This window comes from Psychrilyobacter atlanticus DSM 19335, assembly GCF_000426625.1.
Classification (GTDB): Bacteria; Fusobacteriota; Fusobacteriia; order Fusobacteriales; family Fusobacteriaceae; genus Psychrilyobacter; species Psychrilyobacter atlanticus.
In genome coordinates this window covers 1-24,312 of the sequence record NZ_KE384548.1, presented here as the reverse complement: position 1 = coordinate 24,312, position 24,312 = coordinate 1, and the positions used below count along the sequence as shown (strand labels likewise).

24 protein-coding genes and 1 riboswitch are annotated in these 24,312 nt (G+C 33.7%); of the genes, 12 read left to right on the top strand and 12 right to left on the bottom strand.

All coding sequences use genetic code 11. From position 1 onward, the window contains the following. Window positions 1-10 precede the first annotated feature (10 nt). The 7 genes from iolD to K337_RS0111730 all read left to right on the top strand — a co-directional run bounded on the left by iolD (window position 11) and on the right by K337_RS0111730 (window position 8,343). Window positions 11-1,933, top strand: coding sequence for a 3D-(3,5/4)-trihydroxycyclohexane-1,2-dione acylhydrolase (decyclizing) (gene iolD, locus K337_RS0111760; RefSeq protein WP_028856780.1), 1,923 nt, complete (start codon window positions 11-13; stop codon window positions 1,931-1,933). Window positions 1,934-1,945: 12 nt separating this feature from the next. Further along, window positions 1,946-2,842: a myo-inosose-2 dehydratase gene (gene iolE / locus K337_RS0111755; RefSeq protein ID WP_028856779.1), complete on the top strand. Its 897-nt coding sequence runs from the start codon at window positions 1,946-1,948 to the stop codon at window positions 2,840-2,842. Window positions 2,843-2,861: 19 nt separating this feature from the next. Then, on the top strand, window positions 2,862-3,872 hold the full coding sequence (gene iolG / locus K337_RS0111750) for an inositol 2-dehydrogenase (protein ID WP_028856778.1): 1,011 nt from the start codon (window positions 2,862-2,864) through the stop codon (window positions 3,870-3,872). Window positions 3,873-3,881: 9 nt separating this feature from the next. Next, window positions 3,882-5,324, top strand: coding sequence for a CoA-acylating methylmalonate-semialdehyde dehydrogenase (gene mmsA, locus K337_RS0111745; RefSeq protein WP_028856777.1), 1,443 nt, complete (start codon window positions 3,882-3,884; stop codon window positions 5,322-5,324). An 89-nt stretch (window positions 5,325-5,413) separates the two neighbouring features. Then, window positions 5,414-6,487: a transaldolase family protein gene (locus K337_RS0111740; RefSeq protein WP_028856776.1), complete on the top strand. Its 1,074-nt coding sequence runs from the start codon at window positions 5,414-5,416 to the stop codon at window positions 6,485-6,487. A 15-nt stretch (window positions 6,488-6,502) separates the two neighbouring features. Then, on the top strand, window positions 6,503-7,513 hold the full coding sequence (gene iolC, locus K337_RS0111735) for a 5-dehydro-2-deoxygluconokinase (RefSeq protein WP_037029860.1): 1,011 nt from the start codon (window positions 6,503-6,505) through the stop codon (window positions 7,511-7,513). 8 nt (window positions 7,514-7,521) lie between these two features. Beyond that, entirely contained in the window at window positions 7,522-8,343 is an 822-nt protein-coding gene (locus K337_RS0111730) for a class II fructose-bisphosphate aldolase (protein WP_028856774.1), read from the top strand. Window positions 8,344-8,392: 49 nt separating this feature from the next. Here the strand turns inward: K337_RS0111730 and K337_RS18405 are convergent, their stop codons facing one another. The 3 genes from K337_RS18405 to K337_RS18400 form a co-directional block, all read right to left on the bottom strand. Continuing rightward, on the bottom strand, window positions 8,393-9,676 hold the full coding sequence (locus K337_RS18405) for an APC family permease (protein ID WP_037029858.1): 1,284 nt from the start codon (window positions 9,674-9,676) through the stop codon (window positions 8,393-8,395). 126 nt (window positions 9,677-9,802) lie between these two features. Next, complete coding sequence (locus K337_RS0111720; RefSeq protein ID WP_028856773.1) at window positions 9,803-10,501, bottom strand: gamma-glutamyl-gamma-aminobutyrate hydrolase family protein; 699 nt, start codon at window positions 10,499-10,501, stop codon at window positions 9,803-9,805. Then, a complete protein-coding gene (locus tag K337_RS18400; RefSeq protein ID WP_051251759.1) occupies window positions 10,502-11,836 on the bottom strand; it encodes an APC family permease in 1,335 nt (444 codons plus the stop codon). It abuts the gene before it with no gap. Window positions 11,837-12,014: 178 nt separating this feature from the next. On the opposite strand from K337_RS18400, the gene K337_RS0111710 reads away from it, so the two are divergent. The 3 genes from K337_RS0111710 to K337_RS0111695 all read left to right on the top strand — a co-directional run bounded on the left by K337_RS0111710 (window position 12,015) and on the right by K337_RS0111695 (window position 15,864). After that, complete coding sequence (locus K337_RS0111710) at window positions 12,015-14,384, top strand: response regulator (RefSeq protein WP_028856772.1); 2,370 nt, start codon at window positions 12,015-12,017, stop codon at window positions 14,382-14,384. After that, window positions 14,381-15,055 (top strand): response regulator transcription factor, encoded by a 675-nt coding sequence (locus K337_RS0111705; protein WP_028856771.1) that lies wholly within the window; start codon window positions 14,381-14,383, stop codon window positions 15,053-15,055. Before K337_RS0111710 ends, K337_RS0111705 begins: the two co-directional genes overlap by 4 nt. Before the next feature lie 320 nt (window positions 15,056-15,375). Further along, complete coding sequence (locus K337_RS0111695) at window positions 15,376-15,864, top strand: flavodoxin (protein WP_028856770.1); 489 nt, start codon at window positions 15,376-15,378, stop codon at window positions 15,862-15,864. A 47-nt stretch (window positions 15,865-15,911) separates the two neighbouring features. On the opposite strand, the gene K337_RS19270 is transcribed toward K337_RS0111695, so the two are convergent. The 6 genes from K337_RS19270 to K337_RS0111665 all read right to left on the bottom strand — a co-directional run bounded on the left by K337_RS19270 (window position 15,912) and on the right by K337_RS0111665 (window position 19,330). Next, a complete protein-coding gene (locus K337_RS19270; protein WP_051251758.1) occupies window positions 15,912-16,256 on the bottom strand; it encodes a TehB-like domain-containing protein in 345 nt (114 codons plus the stop codon). A gap of 152 nt (window positions 16,257-16,408) precedes the next feature. Continuing rightward, on the bottom strand, window positions 16,409-16,783 hold the full coding sequence (locus tag K337_RS0111685) for a hypothetical protein (protein ID WP_028856769.1): 375 nt from the start codon (window positions 16,781-16,783) through the stop codon (window positions 16,409-16,411). Between the two features lie 109 nt (window positions 16,784-16,892). Further along, window positions 16,893-17,264 (bottom strand): tetratricopeptide repeat protein, encoded by a 372-nt coding sequence (locus K337_RS18390; protein WP_028856768.1) that lies wholly within the window; start codon window positions 17,262-17,264, stop codon window positions 16,893-16,895. A gap of 18 nt (window positions 17,265-17,282) precedes the next feature. Beyond that, a riboswitch (cyclic di-GMP riboswitch) is annotated at window positions 17,283-17,369 on the bottom strand. A gap of 129 nt (window positions 17,370-17,498) precedes the next feature. Further along, window positions 17,499-18,134, bottom strand: a complete 636-nt coding sequence (locus K337_RS0111675; protein WP_028856767.1) for a flavodoxin family protein — start codon at window positions 18,132-18,134, stop codon at window positions 17,499-17,501. Between the two features lie 61 nt (window positions 18,135-18,195). Next, window positions 18,196-19,011, bottom strand: a complete 816-nt coding sequence (locus K337_RS0111670; protein ID WP_028856766.1) for an aldo/keto reductase — start codon at window positions 19,009-19,011, stop codon at window positions 18,196-18,198. Window positions 19,012-19,042: 31 nt separating this feature from the next. After that, entirely contained in the window at window positions 19,043-19,330 is a 288-nt protein-coding gene (locus K337_RS0111665) for a putative quinol monooxygenase (protein WP_028856765.1), read from the bottom strand. Between the two features lie 200 nt (window positions 19,331-19,530). Between K337_RS0111665 and K337_RS0111660 the strand changes: the two genes are divergently transcribed. After that, window positions 19,531-19,848: a hypothetical protein gene (locus K337_RS0111660; protein ID WP_028856764.1), complete on the top strand. Its 318-nt coding sequence runs from the start codon at window positions 19,531-19,533 to the stop codon at window positions 19,846-19,848. Window positions 19,849-20,007: 159 nt separating this feature from the next. On the opposite strand, the gene K337_RS19265 is transcribed toward K337_RS0111660, so the two are convergent. Next, window positions 20,008-20,427, bottom strand: a complete 420-nt coding sequence (locus tag K337_RS19265; RefSeq protein WP_051251757.1) for a MarR family winged helix-turn-helix transcriptional regulator — start codon at window positions 20,425-20,427, stop codon at window positions 20,008-20,010. A gap of 132 nt (window positions 20,428-20,559) precedes the next feature. On the opposite strand from K337_RS19265, the gene K337_RS0111650 reads away from it, so the two are divergent. Continuing rightward, window positions 20,560-22,047 carry a SulP family inorganic anion transporter gene (locus K337_RS0111650; RefSeq protein WP_028856763.1) on the top strand — a complete coding sequence of 496 codons (1,488 nt, stop codon included), beginning with the start codon at window positions 20,560-20,562 and terminating at the stop codon, window positions 22,045-22,047. Between the two features lie 45 nt (window positions 22,048-22,092). Here the strand turns inward: K337_RS0111650 and K337_RS20290 are convergent, their stop codons facing one another. Both K337_RS20290 and K337_RS18375 read right to left on the bottom strand, forming a co-directional pair. Next, complete coding sequence (locus tag K337_RS20290; RefSeq protein WP_051251756.1) at window positions 22,093-23,046, bottom strand: OmpA family protein; 954 nt, start codon at window positions 23,044-23,046, stop codon at window positions 22,093-22,095. 29 nt (window positions 23,047-23,075) lie between these two features. Continuing rightward, window positions 23,076-24,312 (bottom strand): YadA C-terminal domain-containing protein (locus tag K337_RS18375; RefSeq protein ID WP_037029855.1); only part of this gene is annotated, 1,237 nt, incomplete at its 5' end.

The window sequence follows — 24,312 nt, the reverse complement described above, 5'->3', positions numbered from 1 at the left end:
AAGGGTAAATATGAATACAATTAAATTAACAACAGCTCAAGCTCTTGTTAAATTTTTAGATAATCAATATGTTGAATTTGATGGAGAAGTGAGTAAATTCATAGAAGGAATTTTTACAATCTTTGGGCATGGTAATGTTCTTGGATTAGGCCAGGCCTTGGAAGAAGGAAACCATGGTTTAAAAGTCTATCAGGGAAGAAATGAGCAGGGAATGGCTCATGCAGCAACGGCCTTTGCAAAACAAAATAAGAGAAAAAAGATAATAGCATGTACAAGTTCAGTAGGTCCGGGAGCTGCAAATATGGTGACTGCAGCGGCAACTGCGTCTGCAAACAGGATACCGTTACTCTTATTTCCTGGGGATACATTTGCAAGCAGACAGCCTGACCCAGTATTACAACAGATCGAGCAATTTCATGATTTAACGATATCAACAAATGATGTTTTTAAACCAGTATCTAAATACTGGGACAAAATTAATAGACCTGAGCAGCTTATGACGGCTCTGTTAAATGCCATGAGAGTATTGACTGATCCTATAAATACAGGTGCTGTGACAATATCATTGCCACAAGATGTTCAGGGGGAAAGTTATGAATATCCACATGGATTTTTTAAAAAAAGAATTCATAGGATAGAAAGAATAATGCCTACAGATTTCATGATAAAGGATGCAATAGAAGCTATTAAAGCTTCTAAAAAACCTATGTTAATCTGTGGAGGAGGAGTGAAATATTCCGAGGCAGAGGGAACTTTTAAAGAATTTAGTGAGACATTTAATATTCCCTTTGGTGAAACTCAAGCTGGGAAAGGAGCTATTTCCTCAGATCATAGTATGAATTTGGGAGGACTGGGAACAACTGGGAATTTAGCAGCTAACAGAATAGCGAAGGATGCAGATTTAATAATAGGAGTAGGAACGAGGTACACTGATTTTACAACTGCATCTAAATGGATCTTTCAAAATCCAAATGTAAAATTTTTAAATATTAATATTGCTGGTTTTGATTCACAAAAACTAGACGGGATTAAAATTACTGCTGATGCCGGGAAGACATTAAAAAAATTAAGAAAATCTTTGCTGGACAGTTATAAAACAGAGTATAAAAATGAAATTAAAGACCTTAAGGAACTTTGGGAAAAAGAGTGGAATAGATTAGCGGATATAACTTATGGTGAAAACTTTATTCCGGAAGTAAGAGGACTGGACCATGTATTGGAAGAGTTTAAAAAAGATACCAATTCATCCCTGACCCAGACTAATGTTTTAGGGGTATTAAATAAAAATCTGGAAAATTCAATAGTTGTAGGAGCTGCAGGAAGTTTACCTGGAGACCTGCAGAGAATGTGGAAAACCAGGGGTGAAAATGACTATCATATGGAATATGGCTATTCCTGTATGGGATATGAAATTGGAGGAGCTCTGGGGGTTAAAATAGCTGAACCGACTAAAGAGGTATATGCCCTGGTTGGAGATGGATCATATCAGATGCTGCACTCGGAGCTGGTTACTTCTATTCAGGAAAAACAAAAGATAAATATAATCTTAATGGATAATATGGCTTTTGGTTGTATAAATAATCTTCAAATGGGAAATGGAATGGGAAGTTTTGGAACTGAATTTAGGTATAGAAATGCAGAAACAGGAAACTTAGACGGGGAACTGATCCCCATTGATTTTGCTATGAATGCAAGATCTTATGGATGTAAGACATATAATGTTAAGAATGAGAAGGAGTTAATAGAGGCACTGGAAGACAGTAAAAAGCAGACAGTATCGACATTAATAGATATAAAGGTGTTACCTAAAACAATGACAGATGGATATGATTCATGGTGGCATGTGGGGAATGCTTCAGTATCTGATAATAAAAAAATAAATAAGGCATATGAAGCATCGAAGCAGGAAAAGAAAAAAATAAAAAAGTATTAATGGAGGAATAAAATGGATTCTAAAAAAGTAAAATTAGGAATTGCACCAATTGCCTGGACAAATGACGATCTGCCTGAACTAGGGAGTGAAAATACTTTCGAGCAGTGTGTATCTGAAATGGCGTTAGCCGGATTTACTGGAAGTGAAGTAGGAAATAAATATCCTAAAGATACTGATCTCTTAAAAGAAAAGTTAGATATCAGAGGAATTCAAATTTGTAATGCATGGTTTAGTACCTTCTTTGCTGTAGGAAAAGAAGAGGAAACTATTGCTGAATTTATTAAACATAGAGATTTTTTACATACTATGGGTGCTGAGGTTATAGGGTGTTCCGAGCAGTCACACAGTATTCAGGGACTGGATAAATCGATATTCAATGAAAAGCCTGTTTTCACAGATGAAGAATGGGATAGATTGGCTGCCGGATACAATAAATTAGCTAAATTAGCTGAAGAAAAAGGAATGAAAGTATCGCTTCACCACCATATGGGAACAGGTGTTCAGACTCCGGAAGAAGTGGATAAATTCATGGAAATAACTGATGAGAATGTTTATTTATTATTTGATTCAGGTCATATGTACTATTCTGAAGGAACTCAATCATCGGTTGAAAAGGTTTTAAATAAATATATAGATAGAATTGCTCATGTTCATTTAAAAGATGTGAGAGAAAATATATTAGGAGAAGTTAAAGAAAACAATCTTTCCTTCTTAACAGGGGTAAAAAAAGGTGCGTTTACTATTCCTGGTGATGGAATAATTAATTTTGATCCTATATTCAAAACATTAAAAGATGCTGATTATACTGGTTGGATGGTTGTAGAGGCAGAACAGGATCCTGCACTTGCCAATCCATTTGAATATGCTGTAAGAGCTAGAAAATTTATTGCTGAAAAAACAGGTCTTTAATAGAGGGGGGAGTTTAAAAATGCTAAAGTTAGGAATTATAGGTGCCGGAAGAATTGGGCAGGTACATGCAACAAGTATCACCAATAATGTTAAAAATGCTACTGTTCATATGATTGCAGATCCATTTATGAATGAAGATAAAATAAAATGGATCAATGAACTTGGAATAGAAAATATAACTACTGATTATAAAGAAATATTGGAAAATAAAGAGATCGATGCTGTTTTGATCTGTTCTTCAACAGATACTCACTCATCTATATCAATAGAGGCAGCAAGAGCTAACAAACATATCTTCTGTGAAAAACCAATCGATCATGACCTGGGAAAGATCCAGATGGTTTTGGAAGAGGTAGAAAAAGCCGGGATAAAATATCAGGTTGGATTTAATAGACGATTTGACAATAATTTCAAGGCTATAAAGGATGCTGTTACAGAAGGAAAAATTGGGACACCTCACATTATAAAGGTAACTTCCAGAGATCCTGAAGCTCCGGGAATAGACTATGTTAAGGTATCTGGTGGAATGTTTTTGGATATGACTATCCATGATTTTGATATGGTAAGACACTTATCTGGAAGTGAAGTCGAGGAAGTCTATGCCCTTGGAGGGGTACTTGTAAACTCTGAGATTGGAGAAGCCGGAGATATAGATACAGCTATTATAACATTGAAGTTGAAAAATGGAGCTTTAGGTGTAATCGATAATTCCAGAGAAGCAGCTTATGGGTATGACCAGAGAGCAGAGGTATTCGGATCACTTGGTTCGGTGGCTATCTCAAATGACAGCGGATCAAAGGCAGTTATCTCAACAAAAGACGGTATTGTATCAGAAAAACCACTTTATTTCTTCTTGGAGAGATATATGCAGTCATTTGGAGAAGAAGTAAATCAATTTGTAGAGGCAATAGTTAACGATAAAGATGTTCCTGTTAATGCAAATGACGGATTACAACCTGTATTGATTGGGTTAGCGGCAAAAAAATCTTTAGAAGAAAAGAGACCTGTAAAGATCTCTGAAATATTTTAGGAGGAAAAGATGAAATATAATGAAATTAAAAATTATTTAAATGGTAAGTTTGTATCAGGAATGGGAGAAAAATATGATATCTATGCTCCTATCAACGGAGAAATTATTGGTGAATTTAAAGCTGCGACTAAAGCTCAATTGGACGAAGTCGTAACTAAAGCTAAGGCTGCTCAGGAATCTTGGGCAGGTTTAACTGCAAAATCCAGATCTAAGGTTATTTATAAATATAGAGAATTACTTATGAAGTATAGAGAAGAATTATCTGTGGTTAACTGTGAAGAAAATGGAAAATCAATGGAAGAGGCCTATGCCGGTGTGGATAAGGCCATTGAATTAACAGAATTTGCTTGTTCTATTCCACAGCTAATTTCTGGGAAAACCCAGGATGTCAGTAGAGGAGTCAATTGTAAGGAAGAAAGAAGACCCTTAGGAGTTGTGGCATCTATTACTCCGTTTAACTTCCCAGTAATGGTTCCCCATTGGACCGTTCCAAATGCAATAGCTCTAGGAAATGCAATAATTTTAAAGCCGTCTGAATTAACACCTGTCTCAGCTATGAAAATGGCAGAACTTTGGGAAGAGGCAGGATTACCTGAAGGGATTTTTAATGTAGTTAACGGTGGAAAAGAAGTTGTTGAAGGGATTTGTGACAACAAGGATATCGTAGCTGTATCATTTGTGGGATCAACACCTGTAGCCCAAATTGTTCACAAAAGAGGATCGGCTAACTCCAAGAGAGTTTTAGCATTGGGTGGAGCAAAAAACCACATTGTAGTAATGCCGGATGCCAATAAAGATGCAGGAAGTAGAGATATTATTTCATCTGCCTTTGGAATGTCGGGACAGAGATGTATGGCTGTATCGGTAATGATCGGTGTAGGAAGTATAGACGACGTATATGGAGAAGTTATTAATAAAGCTAAAAATATGGTTCCCGGTGTGGATCTTCCTCCGGTTATCTCGGAGGCGGCTATAAAAAAAATAGAGGACTACTTAGATTATGCCCAGGAAAATGGAGCTGAAATTGTAGTTGATGGAAGAAAGGTTAAAACAGATGAGGGATACTTTATAGGACCATCTATTATTGACTGGGGCAACAGTAAAAATATGAGTGGTGAAGAGATTTTCGGACCTGTCTTGGAAATAAGAAGAGCTAATACAATAGCTGAAGCTGCAGCTATTCAAAATGAGTCACCATATGGGAATGCCGCTGCAATCTTTACTCAAAATGGTAGATTTGTAGATGAAGCTATCAGAGAATTCCAGGCAGGAATGTTAGGGGTTAATATCGGAGTACCTGTTCCAAGAGAGCCGTTCTCATTTGGGGGGATAAAAGATTCTAAATTTGGATACGGAGATATTACAGGGGTTTCTTCCATAGATTTTTGGACAAATTTAATAAAAATAACTACAAAATGGAATCCAGAGCATAAAGTAGACTGGATGAGTTAATAAAAAATAATGAATACAACTAAAATTTAATAAAAAATAACTGTAAAATGGAACCCAAAGTATTAAGTGGGTTCCATTGAGGGGGAAATATGGAAAAAAAATATAGAGGACCTCTTCATGAGATGGCTCTTACTACTAAAACAGATTATTGGAATGATTCTTGTTCTATAAATGAATTATCCTATGCAATAGAAAATGGTGCTGTAGGAGCAACTACAAATCCCGTGATAGTTAAAAATGTATTAAAGGCAGAGCTTGAAAACTATGAGGAACAGGTAAAAGAGCTCATTGCCAATAATCCAGAGGCAACAGAGGATGAGATCGCCTGGGTACTTATTGAAAATATGGCCGTGGAGGGAGCTAAACTCCTAAAACCTGTTTTTGATCCTGAGACAGGGAGGGGAAGGATCTCCATCCAGACAAATACCAAATATTATAGAAAGTCAGAACTTCTTATAGAACAGGCTCTCCACTTTAGCGATCTTGCTGAAAATATACAGGTAAAAATCCCGGCTACAAGTGCAGGAATAAAAGCCTTTGAAGAGTCTACATATAGAGGAGTAAGCATCAATGCTACGGTTAGTTTTACAGTTCCACAAGCTATAGCTGTAGCAAAAGCGGTAGAAAGAGGTCTTAATAGAAGAGAAAAAGAGGGATTGGACAACAGTCATATAAACCCTGTGTGTACCATCATGGTTGGAAGGGTAGATGACTGGTTAAAAGATGTAGCTAATAGAGATCATATAATTACAAATCCAGAATATCTTGAATGGGCCGGTGTCGCTGTAATGAAAAATGCTTATAATATATTCCAGGAAAGAGGATATAAAACCAAGCTCCTGGCAGCAGCTTATAGAAACCATCATCAATGGTCTCAGTTTATTGGAGGAGATATACTGGAGACTATCCCGTATAAATGGCAGAAGAGATTCAACGGTTCAAATATAGAGGTGAAGGAGAGAATAGGTGATTCAGTAGCACCTGAGATAATAAATGAACTTCTCTATAAGTTTGATGACTTCAAAAAAGCCTATCTTCCGGAGGGAATGGAAGAAAAAGAATTTGATAACTATGGAGCAGTAACAAAAACTCTGCTTCAATTCAGCGAAGGGTATGATGAACTGGTTTCAATCATTAGAGGATACATGCTTATAGTCAGATAAAAACTGGAGGAAATTATGTTAAAATTTGATCAAAACAGACCTATGGACATCATCCCTATTGGAAGAGTTGCAATAGATTTTAATCCTACAGATATCCATAAACCCCTGGAGGAAAGTAAAAACTTTAATAAGTATGTTGGAGGGTCACCTGCAAATATAGCAGTAGGTCTTTCGAGACTTGGCAAAAAAGTGGGATTTATCGGAAAAGTTTCAGATGACAGTTTTGGAAAGTTTGTTACCAATTTTTTTAAAGAAAATAATATAGATACATCAGAGGTAGCAACTTGTAAAAATGGTGAATCTCTTGGACTTACATTTACTGAAATAAAAAGTCCAACTGAAAGTTCTATATTGATGTATAGAAATGGTATTGCCGATCTTATGCTGGAATCCAATGAAATTTCAGAAGAGTATATTAAAAATGCTAAAGCAATTGTTGTATCCGGAACAGCATTATCGGCCAGCCCGTCGAGAGAAGCCTGTTTTACAGCAGTAGAATATGCTAAAAAACATGGAACTATTGTGATATTTGATGTGGATTATAGGAGTTATACCTGGAAATCTAAGGAAGAAGTGGCGATCTATTATTCATTGATAGGAAGATTAAGTGACCTGATAATAGGTTCTAAGGAAGAATTTGAATTGATGGAAGGAATTGCTAACTTTGAAGATAAAAGTGATATAGCAATTGCCAATAGATGGTTAGCTTATGAAAATAAAATTGTTGTTATAAAACATGGAAAAGAAGGATCCGTTGCCTACACTAAAAATTCATCTTATAAGATTAAACCATTCCCGGTAAAACTGCTTAAATCCTTTGGCGGAGGAGATGCATATGCTTCTGCATTTATCTATGGATTAATGGAGGGTTGGGATATCATCGATGCCTTGGAATTTGGAAGTGCTTCGGCTGCTATGCTGGTAGCAAGTCACAGTTGTTCAGAGGATATGCCTACTGCAGATGAAATTCAAAATTTTATAGATCTTAAAAAATCTGAATTTGGAGAAATGGTTGCCAGAGGATAGGAGGAAGTATGCTAGTTACTTTAAAAAAAATAATAAATGAATTAGGTGAAAATCAAGCGGTTCCTGCTTTTAATGTATATGGTTATGAGGATGCTAAAGTGATATTAGATGTGGCATCTTCGCTGAGAGCTCCTGCTGTTCTTATGATAAATAGAGATGCTGTTATGCATATGGGTTCGAGAAATTTATGCAATTTACTTAAATCTATCAGTAAAGATTATGATATACCGATCTGTATTCACTTAGATCATGCAAAATCTATGGAAGAGATAGAAGAAGCCATAAAATCAGGTTATACATCTGTTATGTATGACGGATCTAGTCTTCCTATCAATGAAAATATTGAAAATACACACAAAATAGTTCAGTTTGCTAAAAAATATAATGTAAGTGTAGAAGCTGAGATTGGATCAGTGGGATATAGTGACCCAAGCATAAAGATCCAGGGGAAATATACAGACGTGGAAGAAGCTAAGGCATTTTATAATGAAACAGGAGTAGATATTTTGGCGGTAGCGGTGGGAACTCTTCACAGGATGACCGGGCAGGAAGCTGTTATTAACTATGAGCTTTTAAATAATATAGAAAAAAAATTGGATGTTCCCCTTGTAATTCACGGATCTACTGGAGTTAAAGATCATGATTTAACTAAGTTGTCTCATACATCTGTAAAAAAAGTAAATATAGGTACAGCCATTCGAATGAAATTTGGCGAAAGCTTAAAATCTCAATTTGAAACAGATGAGTTTGACAGAATAAAGTTATTTAAAAAACCTATGAAAGATATAGAGGGAGTTATTTTAGAAAAATATAAATTATTGGGGTTTTAAAAAAAGTGCTGCAAATGCGGCACTTTTTTTGTTCTCTTAAACTTTAAAATTAAGGATTAGTTCTAAAGCCTTTATAAGATTTACCATCATAGCTATAAAAATATTTTCCAATCAGAAAAAATATTAAAAATACAGAAGCTATGTAGATCAGGTAGTTATAAAATAAAATACCCATAGTTACTAAGGCAATGAGAGGAATCAGGTATCCTCCTGGTAAGACTAAAGAGCCTCTAATACCCCGTTTTTTAAATATAATGACAGCCACACATGTAAGCAGATATTGGGAAATTCTCGAAATTACAGAAAATGAAACTAAGGTGTTAAAATTCCCAATAAGAATTATAAGTAATGAAAGACCCCCAGTAAGGATGATAGCAGCACCGGGAGTACCATATTTATTTTTTCTGGAAAGAAATTCCGGCATAGTTTTTTTCTCAGACAGTGCTACGATAGATCTCGGGCTTGTAAATGAGGATGCAATATTGATACCAATAATAGACATTATTATTCCCGATGAGAAAAAACTCCCTCCTAGAGGTCCCAAAAGAAGATAGGCTGCATGAAATATAGGATATGAATCAGGGTCTATATTTCTTCCTAAAATTCCCAGTATAGAAAAAATTAGAATCAGATAAAGTATTGTTATACCAATCATCACACCAATAATACCTTTTGGTAGGTTTTTAAGAGGTGTTTTCATATCTCTAGCTGCTACTGCGATTGATTCGAAACCTGTAAATGCATAGAATAAGATTAAGATTGGGTCCTTGATCCCTGTGATTAATCCTTCTGGCCCCCTTGTTATAAGGAGAAGGTTGCTTTGTCCTATATATTTAATTCCTATAAAAACAAATAATAAAATTGGTACCATCTTTCCCAGGGAAACAATATTATTTAGACTCTTTGTTAACTCTACTCCTAAAAAATTGATATAGGAAAGAATGATAATAAGAAGTCCCGCAAGAATTTTTTCAATATAAGGGATATGACCTATATCTAAAAAAGCCACTAAAAGATCTGCAAAGGCAACAGCCATAGTTGCCCAGGCAAGAAGGGAGATAACCCATTTCATAAATCCAACCTGAAAACCCATGAATTCTCCCATGGCTTCCCTTACATATATGTATGGGCCCCCATAACCCTCAAAAATTCCAGAGGCTTCTGCAAAACAAAGGGAGATAGAAAGGACAGTAGCAATAACAATCAGTGTAGGGAAGATCCCTCTTTCATTTAAAGCTATATAAAAACTTCCAGGAAGGAGGAAGATCCCTGACCCAAGAATAGTGTTTATTCCAAGTAATATAATACTCCAAAAACCTAATTTATTTGTCATGATCTGTCCCCCTGATATAAAAATTGATATTTATAATATTTTAAATAGTATACCATCTGTATCTATAATTTAAAAGAGGGGTTCTCTTTTAAAAGACCCCTCTGTTTAAATATATAGTTATTGAGATTACTTAACTAAAAATGAGAAGATATCTTCCATCTCGTTATTTCCCTCAGCAAACATCATCTCAGGATGCCACTGGATACCTAAGATCCTATTTTCCCCATTAGATTCATAGGCTTCAATTATTTTATCAGAAGAAGATACTGCTGAAGCTACCAGTCCCGTCCCTAATTTGTTGATGCACTGGTGGTGTACTGAGTTAACTTTTTGTTTTTCCCCAATAAGAGTATAGAGGATAGAATCCTTCTCAACATCAACAAGATGGACAGGTTCATGGTGTTTTGATCCCTGTACATGTTGTATACTTGTTTCCCCGTAATATTTGATATCCTGATGCAGTGAACCACCGAAATATACATTCATGATCTGCATCCCTCTGCATATTCCTAAAATAGGGATATTTTTCTCCAGTGCAGCCTCGATAAGCAGAAAATCAAAGGTGTCTCTCTGAGTGAAAGGAACCTCGGTTTCCTTTACTGCCTCCTGACCATATAGGAAAGGGTTTACATCGATCCCACCTGTCATAATCAGGGCATCTATCTTATCGATATATACTTTGGCAACCTCTTTTTTATCGGTTATTGGTAAAATTAATGGTACAGCACCAATTTTTTCAATACAAGTAGAATAATGATCAAAAACATAATCTCTGTTGAAACCATCTAAAAGTTTTTTATTTCCTGAAATACCAATTACCTTCATCTATTGGGCACCTCCCAGGGCTTCTTTTCTTTCTACCCTTTCCATCCTGTCCTTAGAGAACTTATAGAATGGAGCTACAACAACCAATCCTCCTAAACCATAAACAATTTTATGAGGAGTAGCTATCCCTGCTTTGATTAATAGGATTACACTTACAACTAGAGCAATAACAGGAATAACTGGACCAAATGGAATTGTAAAGCCGTCATGCTTTATTCCTCTTTCCTTATCTCTTTTTCTAAAGATCAGAACAGCAGCACAAGTAGGAATATACTGGATAAATCTAACAATAACACCGATAGATGCAAGAACAGTAAAACTACCACTCATTGCTAATACCATAGTTCCGATCATAGATGCTAGAACTGCGTTATAGTGAACCCCTTTACTATTAGTCTTTAAGAAGAACTCAGGAACAAGACCAGTTTCAGCTAAAGCTACTCCAGATTTTGTAGAAGTATAAGAACCTGCCATATTTATACCTATTATTGAGACCAATATACCTGCCATGATAAATGATTTTCCAGCACTTCCTAAAAGAACACCGGCTGCATCTGCAACAGGAGCCTTACTAAAGGCAAGAGATGGTCCAAGCACTTTCATACATATTAATAGGATAGCAATATAAACAGTTGATACAATTAACATTACTACAACTATAGCCTTAGGAAGATTTTTCTGAGGATTGATCATATCTCCGGCTGCGATACCGATAGCTTCAAAACCTGTAAAAGCAAAGAAAAATAATATCGCGGCTTCTACTAAGGTATTTCCATTAGGTGCAGCTATGGCAGCAGTTTCAGTTAAAGTTGTTGGATCAACCTTACCAAACATGAAGATCCCTGCAAAGATAAATAAAAATAATGGTATTAATTTTCCCATAGTAACTATATTATTAACTATTTTAGAAGACTTAACTCCCATCAAGTTGATTACACTCCAGAAAAGGATACTAAAGATTGCAATAGCCATTCTGCCAAATGATGTATCAAACATTGGAAAAACTAGAGCAAGTCTGTTTCCTAAAAATACTGCAAATGTAGCCCATCCGATAATTCCCATAAGCCATTTCATAAGTCCAACTTCATAACCAAAAAATGTTCCAAAGGCTTCCTTAGCATAGATATAAGGACCCCCATTTACTTTAAAACGACCTGCTGCTTCTGCAAAACACAGAGCAATAGATATAACTAATAGTGCGTCAAAAATAATAACTCCTACACTGGCTTCACCAATCATAGCATAAGCTTTATTGGGTAATCCAAAAATCCCCGTACCAATTATACAGTTGATACCTAAAAGTACAATACTCCAAAATCCTAACTTTCCTTTCATACATTGCCTCCCTAAATATATTATGTGATAATTTTTAAAAATATTGATAAATTTCATACCAATACGACTTCTTTAAGAACTTTAAGTTCAAAATAAGTATAATATTAACTTGTTAACATTTTGTTAATTTTTGATTTTATTTTTTAAAAAAGATATAATGCTTTTGAGGAGGAAATAGATGAAAAGAATAACTATGTTTTTATATATAATAATATGTATGTCAGCATTTGGAATAGAATCTGCAATAAATATGGAAAAAAATGGGAAGATCCTCCTAAATTTTCATGGGTTGGAGTCTTATTTTGAAAGAATACTTTATCTTCAGCCTTCAACGGAGGAGATCTATCTCTTAGGTTTTAAAAAGGAAGAAATTGATAGTTTGAAGAAGCATTTTGAAAAGATAGAATTTTCAAATTTTTCCATGGAAAAAAATGGAAAAGAATTTGGAACAACAAGAGCATTGGTTGTTAAAGATAGGAGGGAAACCTCGGATTTAAAAAAACTTAACTATCCTGTTTATGGGTATAGTTATACTCCTAAAGATGAGTTTGCTATGGTACTCTATCCCAACGAAAAAAAGAGTGGTTCCTCTCTAAGGGAAAGGTTGTTTTTTAACTACCCCAAGGCAAAAGAATATAAACTAAATTATTTTCTTTTAGAGGGAGGATATTCCTTTTATAATATGGACGGACACTTTTTTGTGATAGACAAGAGGAATTTAAATAAGATAATAATCTCCTTCCATTTGACAATAATAGTTTCTTTCATTATGTTTTATCTGATAATAAGCAGACGAAAGCTGATAAAGGAACTTATAGAAACGAGGCTCAAGGCAGAGGAGGCCAGTCTAGAAAAGGGCCGATTTCTGGCAAATATGTCCCATGAGATAAGGACTCCTCTCAGCGGGATAATAGGAACTATAGAAACTCTTAAAGATTTCCCCATGGACAGGAAGATCAGTGAAAAAATAGGAGTTATAGGTGGAGCTTCCCATCATTTATTAGAGATTATAAATGACATCCTTGATTTTTCTAAAATTGAAGCAAATAAAATAGAAATTCACAGAAACCAGTTTTCTCTAAGAGAAACGTTGACCGAGGTGCTTCAAATATTTGAGAGTATAATAAATAGGAGAAATTTAAAACTTATCTGTATTTGTGCAAAAGATATCCCCCATTTTGTGGTAGGGGATAGGCTGGCTCTGAGGAAAGTCCTTATAAACCTCGTTGGAAATGCAGTCAAGTTTACCCATGAGGGGGAAATTACGATTTATGTTAAAATAAATGAATCTAAAGATATTTATTTTAGAGTAACAGATACCGGGATAGGTATCCCGGAAGAGATGGTAGAGAAGATAACTGAAGATTTTATTCAGGGACAGCAAGGGAACTCAAAGGAATATGAGGGAACAGGATTGGGTCTTGCAATAACATCAAGATTCTTATCTTTGATGGGATCAAAACTCATGGTTGAAAGTACTGTGGGGATGGGAAGTAGTTTTTATTTTAATTTATCCCTTCCCAAGGGAAAAGATAAGTTAGAGATGAATACCGAAGGTTTTATTTTGTACACAGCTTCTAAAGAGATAAAAGAGATCTTTCAACAATTTGGAGATGATTACAACCGTCCTTATATAATTATATCCGATGAAGAGGCATTTGTGGATCTGTCTGAGGATGAGGAAGTAATTCAGGACTATCCTCATATCTTTATAGGAGAAGATAGATACCTGCCGGAAAAACATAGTTTAGATTGTACAGTGATATCTGATTCTCCTGTAGAACTGAAAAAAGTGTCTGTTATTTGTATGAATCCATTGTTTAACTGGAAGATCTATAGAAGTATGGAGAAAATAAAAGTGGAAGAGGTAGAGGCAAAAAAAAGAGATATCAAAGCCTTGATAGTAGATGATAGTAGTTTAAACCTAAATGTGTTAAAAGAGCTTTTAGAAAAGATTGGGATAGTTGTTATTTCTGCTTCGAGAGGTTCAAAAGCACTGGAATTGCTGACAGATGATATTGATATCGTGTTTACAGATATACAGATGCCCGAGATGGATGGATATGAATTGGCTGAGAGAATAAAAAAAATAGATATGAAACTACCTGTTGTGGCAATAACTGCGAATGCGTTTTTGGAGGATAGAATAAAAGCTCTGAAGGGATCATTGGATGCCTATGTGACCAAACCTTTTCAAAGAGATGATCTTATAGAGGCCATTGAAAATCTTATACCTCAACTAAAGGTTGAAAGATTAGTCGATGAGTTGGGTAGCGAAGGGATAATAGCTGATTGTTTAAAGGAAATACCAAAAGGGATTTCCCAGCTGAAAAAAGCATTGGAAGAAAAATCTTATGGGAAAATAAAATATTATGCCCATAAACTTAAAGGAGAATTTTCATATCTGAAAGAGGATAAAATAAGAATTCTTTTGGAAGAAATTGAAAGGGATTCAGAAAACTTAGAACAAAAAATAAAATATTTAAAGAATATAGAAATTAGATGGAATAGTTTAAGGGAGAGAATTGAAAAAGGGGATAGTATATGAAGATATTAATTGTAGAAGACAGTCTGATAACAAGAAATCATTTGGAAAAAGCTTTAAAGGAAGAGGGATTTGATGTGAGTACAACTTCATCTGGGGAAGCTGCCTTACAGATGATAGTAAATATGAGCCCAGAGCTTATACTTTTGGATCTATACCTGCCGGGGATAGATGGCCTGGAGGTCTGTGAAAAGATAAGAAGTCACCCGAGAGTTTACGGGGCTCCCCACATAATAATGCTCACAGGAAAAACTGAGGAGCAGGATATAGTAGACGGTTTTACTAAAGGGGCAGATGATTATGTAAAAAAGCCATTTAATATCCATGAGGTGATCCTTAGGATAAGAGCTGTGGAACGAAAAAATACTGCTACGGTAGAGGTTCTTCAGATAGGAGATATTCTTATCAATCTCTCTGCTAATAGTGTGAAGGAAGATGGTCAGGAGATCAAACTCTCTAAAACTGAGTACAACCTCCTTGTTTTTTTAGCAAAAAATAGGGGAGTGGCTCTTGCCAGGAGAAATATCTATGAGAGGGTATGGGAGGATGAATTTATTCAGGGGAATAGAATTATAGATGTGTATATAAGAAAACTCAAGAATAAACTTTCTACCTTTGATAACCACATTGAATCTCTCCAGGGAAGGGGATATATTTTGAGGGAAAGGTTGTAAACTTAGAAGTTTTTAAGTTGATTTGTTGGAGCCATTGGTGATGACTATTCTTCATTTTTTCTTAAAAGAAAAAAATACAGAACCTCATAAGGTAAGTGATATGGGGATTTTAGAGTAATTAAAATTTTAAAATAAAATATTAGTTTAAACTAAAAGCAGATAGGTTATCCTATCTGCTTTTTTTTGTGATTTTTTAGGAACTGTAAAGTTCTCTTAATTTTAAATATATTTCTTGACAATTTATCCCTTTATTCATATAATGATTTTAAGTTAAAATACTTTGAATTACAAATCTTTTGGAAAGCAAAAAGGAGGGCAAGATGAAAGTAAGAATTTATTATGGAAGTACAATAGGTGATACGGAATCAATAGCTCAAATCTTAGGTGGAAAATTAGAAGCAGAAGTTGTGCCTATATCCCAGGGAGTAAAAAATATTGACTGTTTAGATTTAATTTTGTTTGGATCTTCTACTTGGGGATATGGTGAACTTCAGGATGATTGGAGTGATAGGATCGAAATTTTAAAAGATGTGAATTTGTCAGGAAAGAAAATAGGTGTTTTCGGAACTGGTGATCAGGAATCTTATGGGGATACTTTCTGTGATGCTCTAGGTATTATAGCCAAAGCGGCAAGAGATGCCGGTGGGGAAATAATTGGTATGACTTCAAGAGAAAGCTATAGTTTTTCCGACAGTAAAGCTTTGGAAAATGATCAATTGGTTGGTCTGGCACTGGATATAAATAACCAGGATAATCTTACATCTTCTAGAATTGAAGAGTGGATAGATCAATTAAAAAAAGAGATATAGAAAAAAGAACTTCTAATCTATAGATTAGAAGTTCTTTTTTATTTATTTTATAAGAAATTTTCCCCCGGTCTAGAAGCTTTATCATCAAAATTTTCTAAATTTTCCGGAACCTTATAAAACTCAACTTTAAATTCAACATTACCATCTAAAATAACATGGTGATATCTTTCAGGTTCTATAACTATCGAATGATTCTTATCTGCTACTAATATCTTTTCAGGCTCATCGTCATGGATATATTTAAGGTTACCGTTAATTACGACAATTTGTGCCCATTTTCCCTTGGGAGTCATGTGTTTATTTAATATTTCAGGGAAAACATTTTTTTCATTCATAATAGGCGTTTCACCCATTTTATTTGTATTCTTTGGAAGTTTTAATTTTGAAAACATATAGATCACCTCTTTTATTTATATTTGAACTTTTAACTTAAGGATATTCTACCAGGATTTTAACATATTTTCTGTAACACATGTTACATCGCAAATAAATATAATTCTATCTATAAATTTAGAGGAAAGTAGTAAAGTGTAATACAAAAAATTTATTTTTCCATTACAACTTCACTGAGTTCAACTTTAAAATTTTCTCCCTTAATATTATTCACATGAACACTCTGCCCAAAAAAATTAGAACGTTCATTAGGTTTTAAATTATAAAAATTCATCCTTCCCACAACATGATATGGAGTATTTTTATCTTTAAACATAACAGTAACTTCAGCTTTTACAATTTTTTTATCTGTATTATTTTTAATGATTCCTTCAAAATATTTTCTTCCTCCAATTTTTTCACTTAGTTTAACGTTTAAAAGTGAGACCTTATCCAGGGTAAAGTTATACCTTTGATGACTGAAGGGGTTAAATGAACCGAATGAGATAAAAGATAAAATAAAAAATAAAAAAATAATTTTTTTCATATATTTACTCCTTTTTAAAAATAATATTATTACACCTTTCATATACTAAAGAAGTGATAAGTTCCTCCAAATTTTTTATGATTTCTCTATAATTTATTTTATAGGTTGATTAAAATCTTTGCTGGATAATATTTTTATTTTTTCGTGCCAATGGATCTAATGAATCTATTTTTAAAATAAAGTTATAATCAGCAATAGCTCCGTTATAATAAGTTAATTTTTCTTTTATTATTGCTCTACTATGATATGCCTCTAAATATTCAGGATTCAGTCTTATGGCTGCATTATAATCTTTCATTGCACCCTGATAATCTCCTGATTTAAACTTTAGATTTCCTCGGTTAAAATAACTAATTGGATTATCTGGGTTACGTTTAATGGTTTTATCACAATTTTTTAGTAATCTATTTTCCTCTTTTAATTTTATTTTTTCATCTAAATAATCATTTTGAATAACTTTTTTGATAAGAATCTTAAGCATATTGCCCCCTAAAGAAACTTTGGTAACTGGCTGTCATATCCATTATGAGATTTAGACCCTATAGTTTTGCGTCACAAAGTTTCCCTTGTTTTGCCTTTTTCAAAATCATATTTTTAATACATTATGTTCATATTATAGCAAAAAACGTTAAAAATAACATTATTTATCAAAAAAACCTCCTACAAAACTAGATTTCTCTACAGGTAGGAGGAAGATTATTATTTTAACTCTTCTTTATCTTACAAAGTGAGTATATGTTTTGGGTTCAAGTTCAGGAGATTCTACGTGACCTTTTCCATTTTCAACTAATTTCAATAGGTGAGCCATATTTTTCCCTAAAACCCTCATGATTTGTTTTCCCTCTTCATCCTGTTCGATATCCCCAGGTGCTGTACCGTGGATTACATTCCAATAGTTAGAAGTAGGCATAGTTAGTTCACAATAATTTAAAAAGTTATTCAGCTGATTAAAAGTCGGTATTCCACCAGAACGTCTGACTGCTACAACAGAGGCACCTACTTTATTTCTTAACATAGATGATCCACCCATCACATAAAATGCACGATCTAAAAATGATTTCATTGTCCCTGCAATAGCAGAGTAATGTACAGGGGAACCTAAGATTACACCGTCTGCTTCTTTCATTTTTTGGATCCATTCATTTACATGGTTATCATCTTTTATGATACATTTATCATCTAACTTGACTCTGCATTGACCGCATGCTAAACAGCCTCTGATGATTTTATTTCCAACATGGATAACTTCTACTTCTATTCCCTCTTTTTTTAATTCAGCTGCTACAATATCGATAGCCTGCTTAGTGTTACCATTTACCTTGGGACTTCCATTAAATGCTACTACTTTCATAAATATATCTCAACTCCTAAAATTTATTATTATTTGGATGTAAATTCGCGTTTCTTTTTTATTAAAAAGAACAGTTATCTGGGTCAGGGAACAGTCTCATACCGTTACATTGCTTTTCTAAAATTATTTGATCATTTTCATCCAATGAAAAATCAAAAATATTTTTATTATTTAGGATCCTCTCCTCTTTGATAGATTTAGGAAGGACAATTATTCCACGGTCTACTAAAAATTTTAAAGCTATATTAGCTATTGTTTTATTATGTTTTTGGGCAATTTTTTTAATATCTTCATTGGCAAAAATTCCTCCTGACTGCATAGGAGCATATGCTTCTAACTTTATTTCCATGGACTCACAGTATTTTTGCAAATTATACTGGGGCAGCCCCAGATGGATCTCTACCTGGTTTATCACAGGTTTTATCTTGGCTGTTTTTAACAGATCTTCAATATGATTTACATTAAAGTTGGATACTCCTATGGATTTTATATGGCCGGTTTCATAGAGTTCCTCCATGGCCTTCCATGAATCAGCGGCTTTTTCCTCCCCTTTATACCAATGGATCAGGTATAGGTCGATATATTCTAGCCCTAATTTTTTTAATGAGTCATCAAATGCTTTTTTAGTAGTTTCATAACCCTGATCTGAATTCCATAATTTAGTTGTTATAAAAAGTTCTTCTCTGGGAACTCCACTGTCTTTGATAGCTCTTCCTACTTCTACTTCATTGCCATAGATCATAGCAGTATCGATATGTCTGTACCCAGAATCCAAAGCTGTTTTTACAGCATTATAAACATCTTTTTCTTTAGCACGGAATGTTCCCAGTCCAATAATAGGAATATCTATACCATTGTTCAAAGTTATTCTCTGCATAATTCCCCTCCAAATTTTTTATATTAACTGACTATACACTATGTTTTTCGTATAAAACTGTTTCACCGTCAATTTTATATTTACAGATCTCTGGATACAACCTTTTGAAATGTTCAGAATTTAAATGGTTTTCCAGGTCATCCTTTGTCTCCCATTTTTCAATAAAAGACATAGATGTTTTATCCTCTATATTTATATATAGATCATACTCTATACATCCTTTTTCTTTTTTAGTTTCCACTACCAATTTTTCTGCAACTTCTTTTATTCTTTGAATATCATTTGTTTCTGTTATTATTTTTACAACCATTGCAATCATATTTTGAGATCCTCCTAAAATTTTTTAGTTTTTTTCTTCACAATAAAACAATATCATTAAAAGTTTTATATGTGAAGTAGTTTCCATATAGTTAGGTAGTTTCCATATAGAAAGTATTGATTGTTTTCTAACTTTGTAATATAATCAATCGATTAAAAAAATACTAAAAAACACTAAAAAAATGTATAAAAGGAGATGTTATGGAAGAAATTTTAAGGTTAAAAGGGAAGGAAATAAAAAAATTAACTGGGTTAGTTGAATTTTATGATCACAATAAAAAGATAAAAAAAAGTAAAATTGTTAAGTTTGAAAGAGATTATACCTGTTTAGATTATATCATTTGGTTTGATAATAACTACCATTGTTATTTAAAAGATATTATATCAGTAGATGGAAAAGCTAAAGATGACTTCATTAAATCTAAACGAATAAATGGCAGATATATGTTATTTATGATCCTTGTATGTCTAGGAATAATTGCTGATTTTGAGTTTATGATTGTAAATATGCGTAGATAGATTTAGTTTTAAATTATTTAAAAAAAGATAAAGTTCATCTCGTGAGCTTTATCTTTTTTTAGTTGAAGAAATTATACCTGCAAGAGTATCTCAAGATACTGCCAGCCAGCGGCATCATAAATAGTTAGAGCTCCTTGGATACAACGTCCAGTCGCTTTTTTATATGTCTGATTTTATAATCTCTTTAAGAATATTTTTTAAATTATTTTTATCTTCTCCTAATAATTCATTGATCTTAGCTGAAAATTCATGAGTAATATCATTTATTTTTTTTGTATAATCACTTCCTTTTTCAGTAAGGGATATATATACCAGTCTTTTGTCTGTAGTCGTGTTCTCTTTTTTTAATAACTCAAGTTTAACATATCTTGTTATAGTTTCAGATACAGTTGATTTAGAGATACCCCAGATTTTAACTAAATTTTTAAATTCTATTTTTTCTCCATATTCATATAAAATCATAAAAAGGTCGATATGTTTTAATTTTATTGGGATATCTTTGCTTTTAAACTCTGCTTTTAAATTATCATTAAATCTTTTATTTACACATTTTATCAGTTCTACTACACTATTTTTCATTTTTCCCCCTTTAATTTTAATATATATCTATTATACCACACGGTTTTTTTGTTCGTAGTTGAACAAAGTTGAGAAGTGTGTTATAGTGTCTAAGTTGTTCAAGTTCGAACAACTTAATTTAAGGAGGTTAGTATGTTTAGTAAAATATTAAAAAATGAAGTTTTATCAGGAGTAACCGTTGCATTGGCACTTATCCCTGAATCTGTCGCCTTTGCTTTTGTTGCAGGGGTAAGCCCAATTTTAAGTTTAAAAGGTGCAGTAGTTATGGGATTGGTCGCGGCTATTTTTACTGGAAGACCGGCAATGATAAGTTCTTCTACAGCTGCCATCTCAGTTGTTTTTGCATCTTTAATAGCAACTCATGGTTTGGAATATTTATTTGCTACAGTTATTTTAATGGGGATCATCCAGATATTATTGGGAGTTTTTAAACTTGGGAAGTATACCCAGATCATTCCATATTCAGTAACGTTAGGATTTTTAAATGGATTATCTATTGTTATGTTTCTTGCTCAGTTTTCCCAGTTTAAAATTAACGGGAACTGGCTGCCAACAAAAGATCTATTGATTATGATTATCTTTGTACTGGTAACTATGGCTATAATTCACTTTACTTCAAAGATAACCAGTGCAATACCGTCAAGTCTGGTTGCTATAGTCTCTGTGACAATTATTTCCAGTCTTATGAGCCACTATGATATTTATTCTTTAAGAACCGTCCAGGATTTTGCAGGGATGGAGTTAAAGGGAGATCTTCCAAAATTCTATATTCCCCATGTAAGTTTTAGTCTGGAGACATTTAAAATAATCTTTCCATATGCTGTGACAGGGGGACTTGTAGGCCTTACTGAGGCTGTGTTAACTGGAAGGGTAATAGACGAGATGACTAATACTAAAAGTAAAATTAATAAGGAGTTCTTTGCTCAGGGTTTAGGAAACTTAGTAAATGGTCTGTTCGGAGGTATGGGTGGAGATGCCATGATCGGCCAGTCAATTATAAATGTTAAATCAGGAGGGAGAACTAGGTTTTCAGCAATCATTGCTTCGGTTACCCTAATGATATTCATGTTATTTGGTTCTGCCTTTACAAATGCAATTCCATTATCTGGATTGGTAGGAGTTATGTTCATGGTAGTTGTAGGTACATTCAAATGGGAGAGTTTAAAATATGGAGGAAAGATTCCCAGGTCCGATGTAATAGTTGTTTTAGCAGTAACTTTTATAACTATATTTCAAGATCTGGCAACTGCAGTTATTGTAGGAGTTATCTTATCGGCTCTTATGTTTGCCTGGGAAAAAGGAAAGATCATATATGCTAATATTGAAACTGGTGAGAATGGAGAAAAAATTTATAAGATAAATGGTGTTTTATTCTTTGGTTCAGTTTATAAATTAAAAGAGATATTTGATGTAAATAAGGATCCTGTAGATGTAATTTTAGACTTAAAATATGCTAAGGTAATGGATTTCTCTGGGATAGAAACAATCAATGCAATTGCAGAAAGATATGAGGCTCTGGGGAAGACATTCACCCTAATAAGACCAAATGAGAATTGTAGAATGTTGTTACAAAATGCAAAGAATATAGGATCTATTAAATTTGCCATAGACAGTTTATAAAAAAATGAAAGGAGATTAATCCTTTCATTTTTTATTTAATATTTTTTATTTAATTACTTCGATCTCTACTCTTCTATCTAATTCTGGACTTCCTCCTAATGTTTCTTTTTCTCCCATTCCAATTACTTGGACTTCTACATTAGTAGGAATTTGAAGATAGTCTTTCACCGATTCTGCTCTTTCCTCAGATAGTTTTTGGTTATATTTTGTTGTACCTGTTTCATGATCTGTATAACCTGTAATTATAAGTTTTTTAGCTCCACTGAGCTCTTCTTTTTTTAAACGATCTAATTGTATTTTTTCATCTGTACTCAACGAAAATTTATTCAAAGAAAAATTAGAGTGTTGTCCCCTGATCACAGTTTTTTGAATAACTTTCTCTTCTACAATTACTTCTGGCTTAATAACTTCAGGTTCGATAATTTTTGGCTCTGGAGCAGCTTCTGCCTCAGGGAGATCCTCAGAAGAATTTGTAAATGCATTGTAGATATCTCCTAATTTAAATCCAAATTTTATTCCTACACTGCTGTGAGTTCCATCAATGTCTTCTTTTTCTTTTAGGGTATAACCCATATTTTCATATAATATTTCTATATTAATAAGGCCTACATTTTTCCCGATACCAATACCTGCATAGTAGCCTCCGTCAGCGTTACTAAGACCTATATTATATCCCAATCTGCCCACAAAATATAACTGGTGATTTAAAATATCATACTTTCCTACCAGATATGCAGGGACAGATTCGTTGAGAGTAATATCTTCATTTTTTAATTTAGATCTAAATTCTCCTCCTATTCCATAATGAAACCTATCCTGATAGTCCCAAATGTATTCTCCACCGATAGTATACCCTTGATCCATGGATCCAGATTTTTCACCATTGGGGACATCAGAAACAGACCTCCAGACATCATAACCCAGATTTAATTGAAAACCATCAGCATAACTAGTAGATCCTGCTGCTAATATCATAGCTAATAGAATAATTTTTTTCATTTTTTCCTCCTTGAAATAAACTTATATTTTTAAAATACTTTAAATTTATATGAAACTCCAGCTCCGCCAACTACACTGTCATCTGCACCAGAAGTCGCACCTACTGAAGCATTGATAAATAAGTTATCGGTAGCCTGTAAACCTACTCCTATAGCTATAGCATTTTCAGATTCATAGGTTCCATATCCAGCTCCGATTCCCATCTCACCTTTTTCCATCTTAGGGTATTTAATTTCAGCAACAGCAACAGCATCTGCAATTCCTTTTTTCATCTGTGCTTCTACTGAATTTATTCTCTCTGTGTTATGATGAATATCCTGGGTATTTTTAGTAATTCTCTTGTCATTGTTTTGGATATGTTTTGCACTTGAATTAGAATGACTTTGTAATTTGTTTATATCACTTTTATTTTGTGCAATGTTATTTTTATTGTCAGAAATTTCTCCGGTGTTTTTCACAGTTTTATCATTTAATTTTATGATATCTTCATGATTTATAAGGATATCACTATCTAAAGTATTGAAAGCCTTTACAACGGTAAGGTCTTGCCCGCCTCTCTGTAAAATTTCTCCGTTACTGTTGGCGTGAGGAACACTAGAGACAGTACTAGATGAACCAGGTGTAGGTGATGCAGGTGCAGTTACAGGATCAGCATAGATAGATCTAATCTGATCGTGTTCTAAGTTTTTTAAATCTCCAATTTCTTGAGCATTTTTATTATGAGCACTTGCAAGAGCTTTTAATTGTCCACTACTACCAGTGAGATCAAATTGATCTGAACTCTTACCAATAAGGGGAGTTGGATTCCCATTTTTATCTACAGTTAGGGTACCAATATTATTGACTTGAGAAGATGTTGCAGCTATTTTTTTTGCATTAATTGATTCTGCGTCTTTAGCTCTTATAACTTCATTAGAAGTAGCAGTAGTATTAGCCCCAATAAGGTTCTCATGTTTAGTATTAATTACATTTTGACTATTCTTATTGTCAGTAATTTGTTTTTGATTAACTTCTTCTGCCGTTTTAGCTCTAGAAACTTCATTAGAAGTAGCAGTAGTATTAGCCCCAATAAGGTTCTCATGTTTAGTATTAATTACATTTTGACTATTCTTATTGTCAGTAATTTGTTTTTGATTAACTTCTTCTGCCGTTTTAGCTCTAGAAACTTCATTAGAAGTAGCAGTAGTATTAGCCCCAATAAGGTTCTCATGTTTAGTATTAATTACATTTTGACTATTCTTATTGTCAGTAATTTGTTTTTGATTA

Excerpts from the sequence above, each read along its gene's own strand:
- K337_RS20290 (WP_051251756.1), bottom strand. The coding sequence starts at position 23,046 with ATGAAAAAAATTATTCTATTAGCTATGATATTAGCAGCAGGATCTACT.
- iolD (WP_028856780.1), top strand. The coding sequence starts at position 11 with ATGAATACAATTAAATTAACAACAGCTCAAGCTCTTGTTAAATTTTTA.
- iolE (WP_028856779.1), top strand. The coding sequence starts at position 1,946 with ATGGATTCTAAAAAAGTAAAATTAGGAATTGCACCAATTGCCTGGACA.
- iolC (WP_037029860.1), top strand. The coding sequence starts at position 6,503 with ATGTTAAAATTTGATCAAAACAGACCTATGGACATCATCCCTATTGGA.
- K337_RS18400 (WP_051251759.1), bottom strand. The coding sequence starts at position 11,836 with ATGAAAGGAAAGTTAGGATTTTGGAGTATTGTACTTTTAGGTATCAAC.
- K337_RS0111740 (WP_028856776.1), top strand. The coding sequence starts at position 5,414 with ATGGAAAAAAAATATAGAGGACCTCTTCATGAGATGGCTCTTACTACT.
- K337_RS19270 (WP_051251758.1), bottom strand. The coding sequence starts at position 16,256 with ATGTTTTCAAAATTAAAACTTCCAAAGAATACAAATAAAATGGGTGAA.
- K337_RS0111685 (WP_028856769.1), bottom strand. The coding sequence starts at position 16,783 with ATGAAAAAAATTATTTTTTTATTTTTTATTTTATCTTTTATCTCATTC.
- K337_RS0111710 (WP_028856772.1), top strand. The coding sequence starts at position 12,015 with ATGAAAAGAATAACTATGTTTTTATATATAATAATATGTATGTCAGCA.
- K337_RS0111650 (WP_028856763.1), top strand. The coding sequence starts at position 20,560 with ATGTTTAGTAAAATATTAAAAAATGAAGTTTTATCAGGAGTAACCGTT.
- iolG (WP_028856778.1), top strand. The coding sequence starts at position 2,862 with ATGCTAAAGTTAGGAATTATAGGTGCCGGAAGAATTGGGCAGGTACAT.
- K337_RS0111730 (WP_028856774.1), top strand. The coding sequence starts at position 7,522 with ATGCTAGTTACTTTAAAAAAAATAATAAATGAATTAGGTGAAAATCAA.
- K337_RS0111675 (WP_028856767.1), bottom strand. The coding sequence starts at position 18,134 with ATGAAAGTAGTAGCATTTAATGGAAGTCCCAAGGTAAATGGTAACACT.
- K337_RS0111720 (WP_028856773.1), bottom strand. The coding sequence starts at position 10,501 with ATGAAGGTAATTGGTATTTCAGGAAATAAAAAACTTTTAGATGGTTTC.
- K337_RS0111660 (WP_028856764.1), top strand. The coding sequence starts at position 19,531 with ATGGAAGAAATTTTAAGGTTAAAAGGGAAGGAAATAAAAAAATTAACT.
- K337_RS0111670 (WP_028856766.1), bottom strand. The coding sequence starts at position 19,011 with ATGCAGAGAATAACTTTGAACAATGGTATAGATATTCCTATTATTGGA.
- K337_RS18390 (WP_028856768.1), bottom strand. The coding sequence starts at position 17,264 with ATGCTTAAGATTCTTATCAAAAAAGTTATTCAAAATGATTATTTAGAT.
- K337_RS18405 (WP_037029858.1), bottom strand. The coding sequence starts at position 9,676 with ATGACAAATAAATTAGGTTTTTGGAGTATTATATTACTTGGAATAAAC.
- K337_RS0111695 (WP_028856770.1), top strand. The coding sequence starts at position 15,376 with ATGAAAGTAAGAATTTATTATGGAAGTACAATAGGTGATACGGAATCA.
- K337_RS0111705 (WP_028856771.1), top strand. The coding sequence starts at position 14,381 with ATGAAGATATTAATTGTAGAAGACAGTCTGATAACAAGAAATCATTTG.
- K337_RS19265 (WP_051251757.1), bottom strand. The coding sequence starts at position 20,427 with ATGAAAAATAGTGTAGTAGAACTGATAAAATGTGTAAATAAAAGATTT.
- mmsA (WP_028856777.1), top strand. The coding sequence starts at position 3,882 with ATGAAATATAATGAAATTAAAAATTATTTAAATGGTAAGTTTGTATCA.
- K337_RS0111665 (WP_028856765.1), bottom strand. The coding sequence starts at position 19,330 with ATGATTGCAATGGTTGTAAAAATAATAACAGAAACAAATGATATTCAA.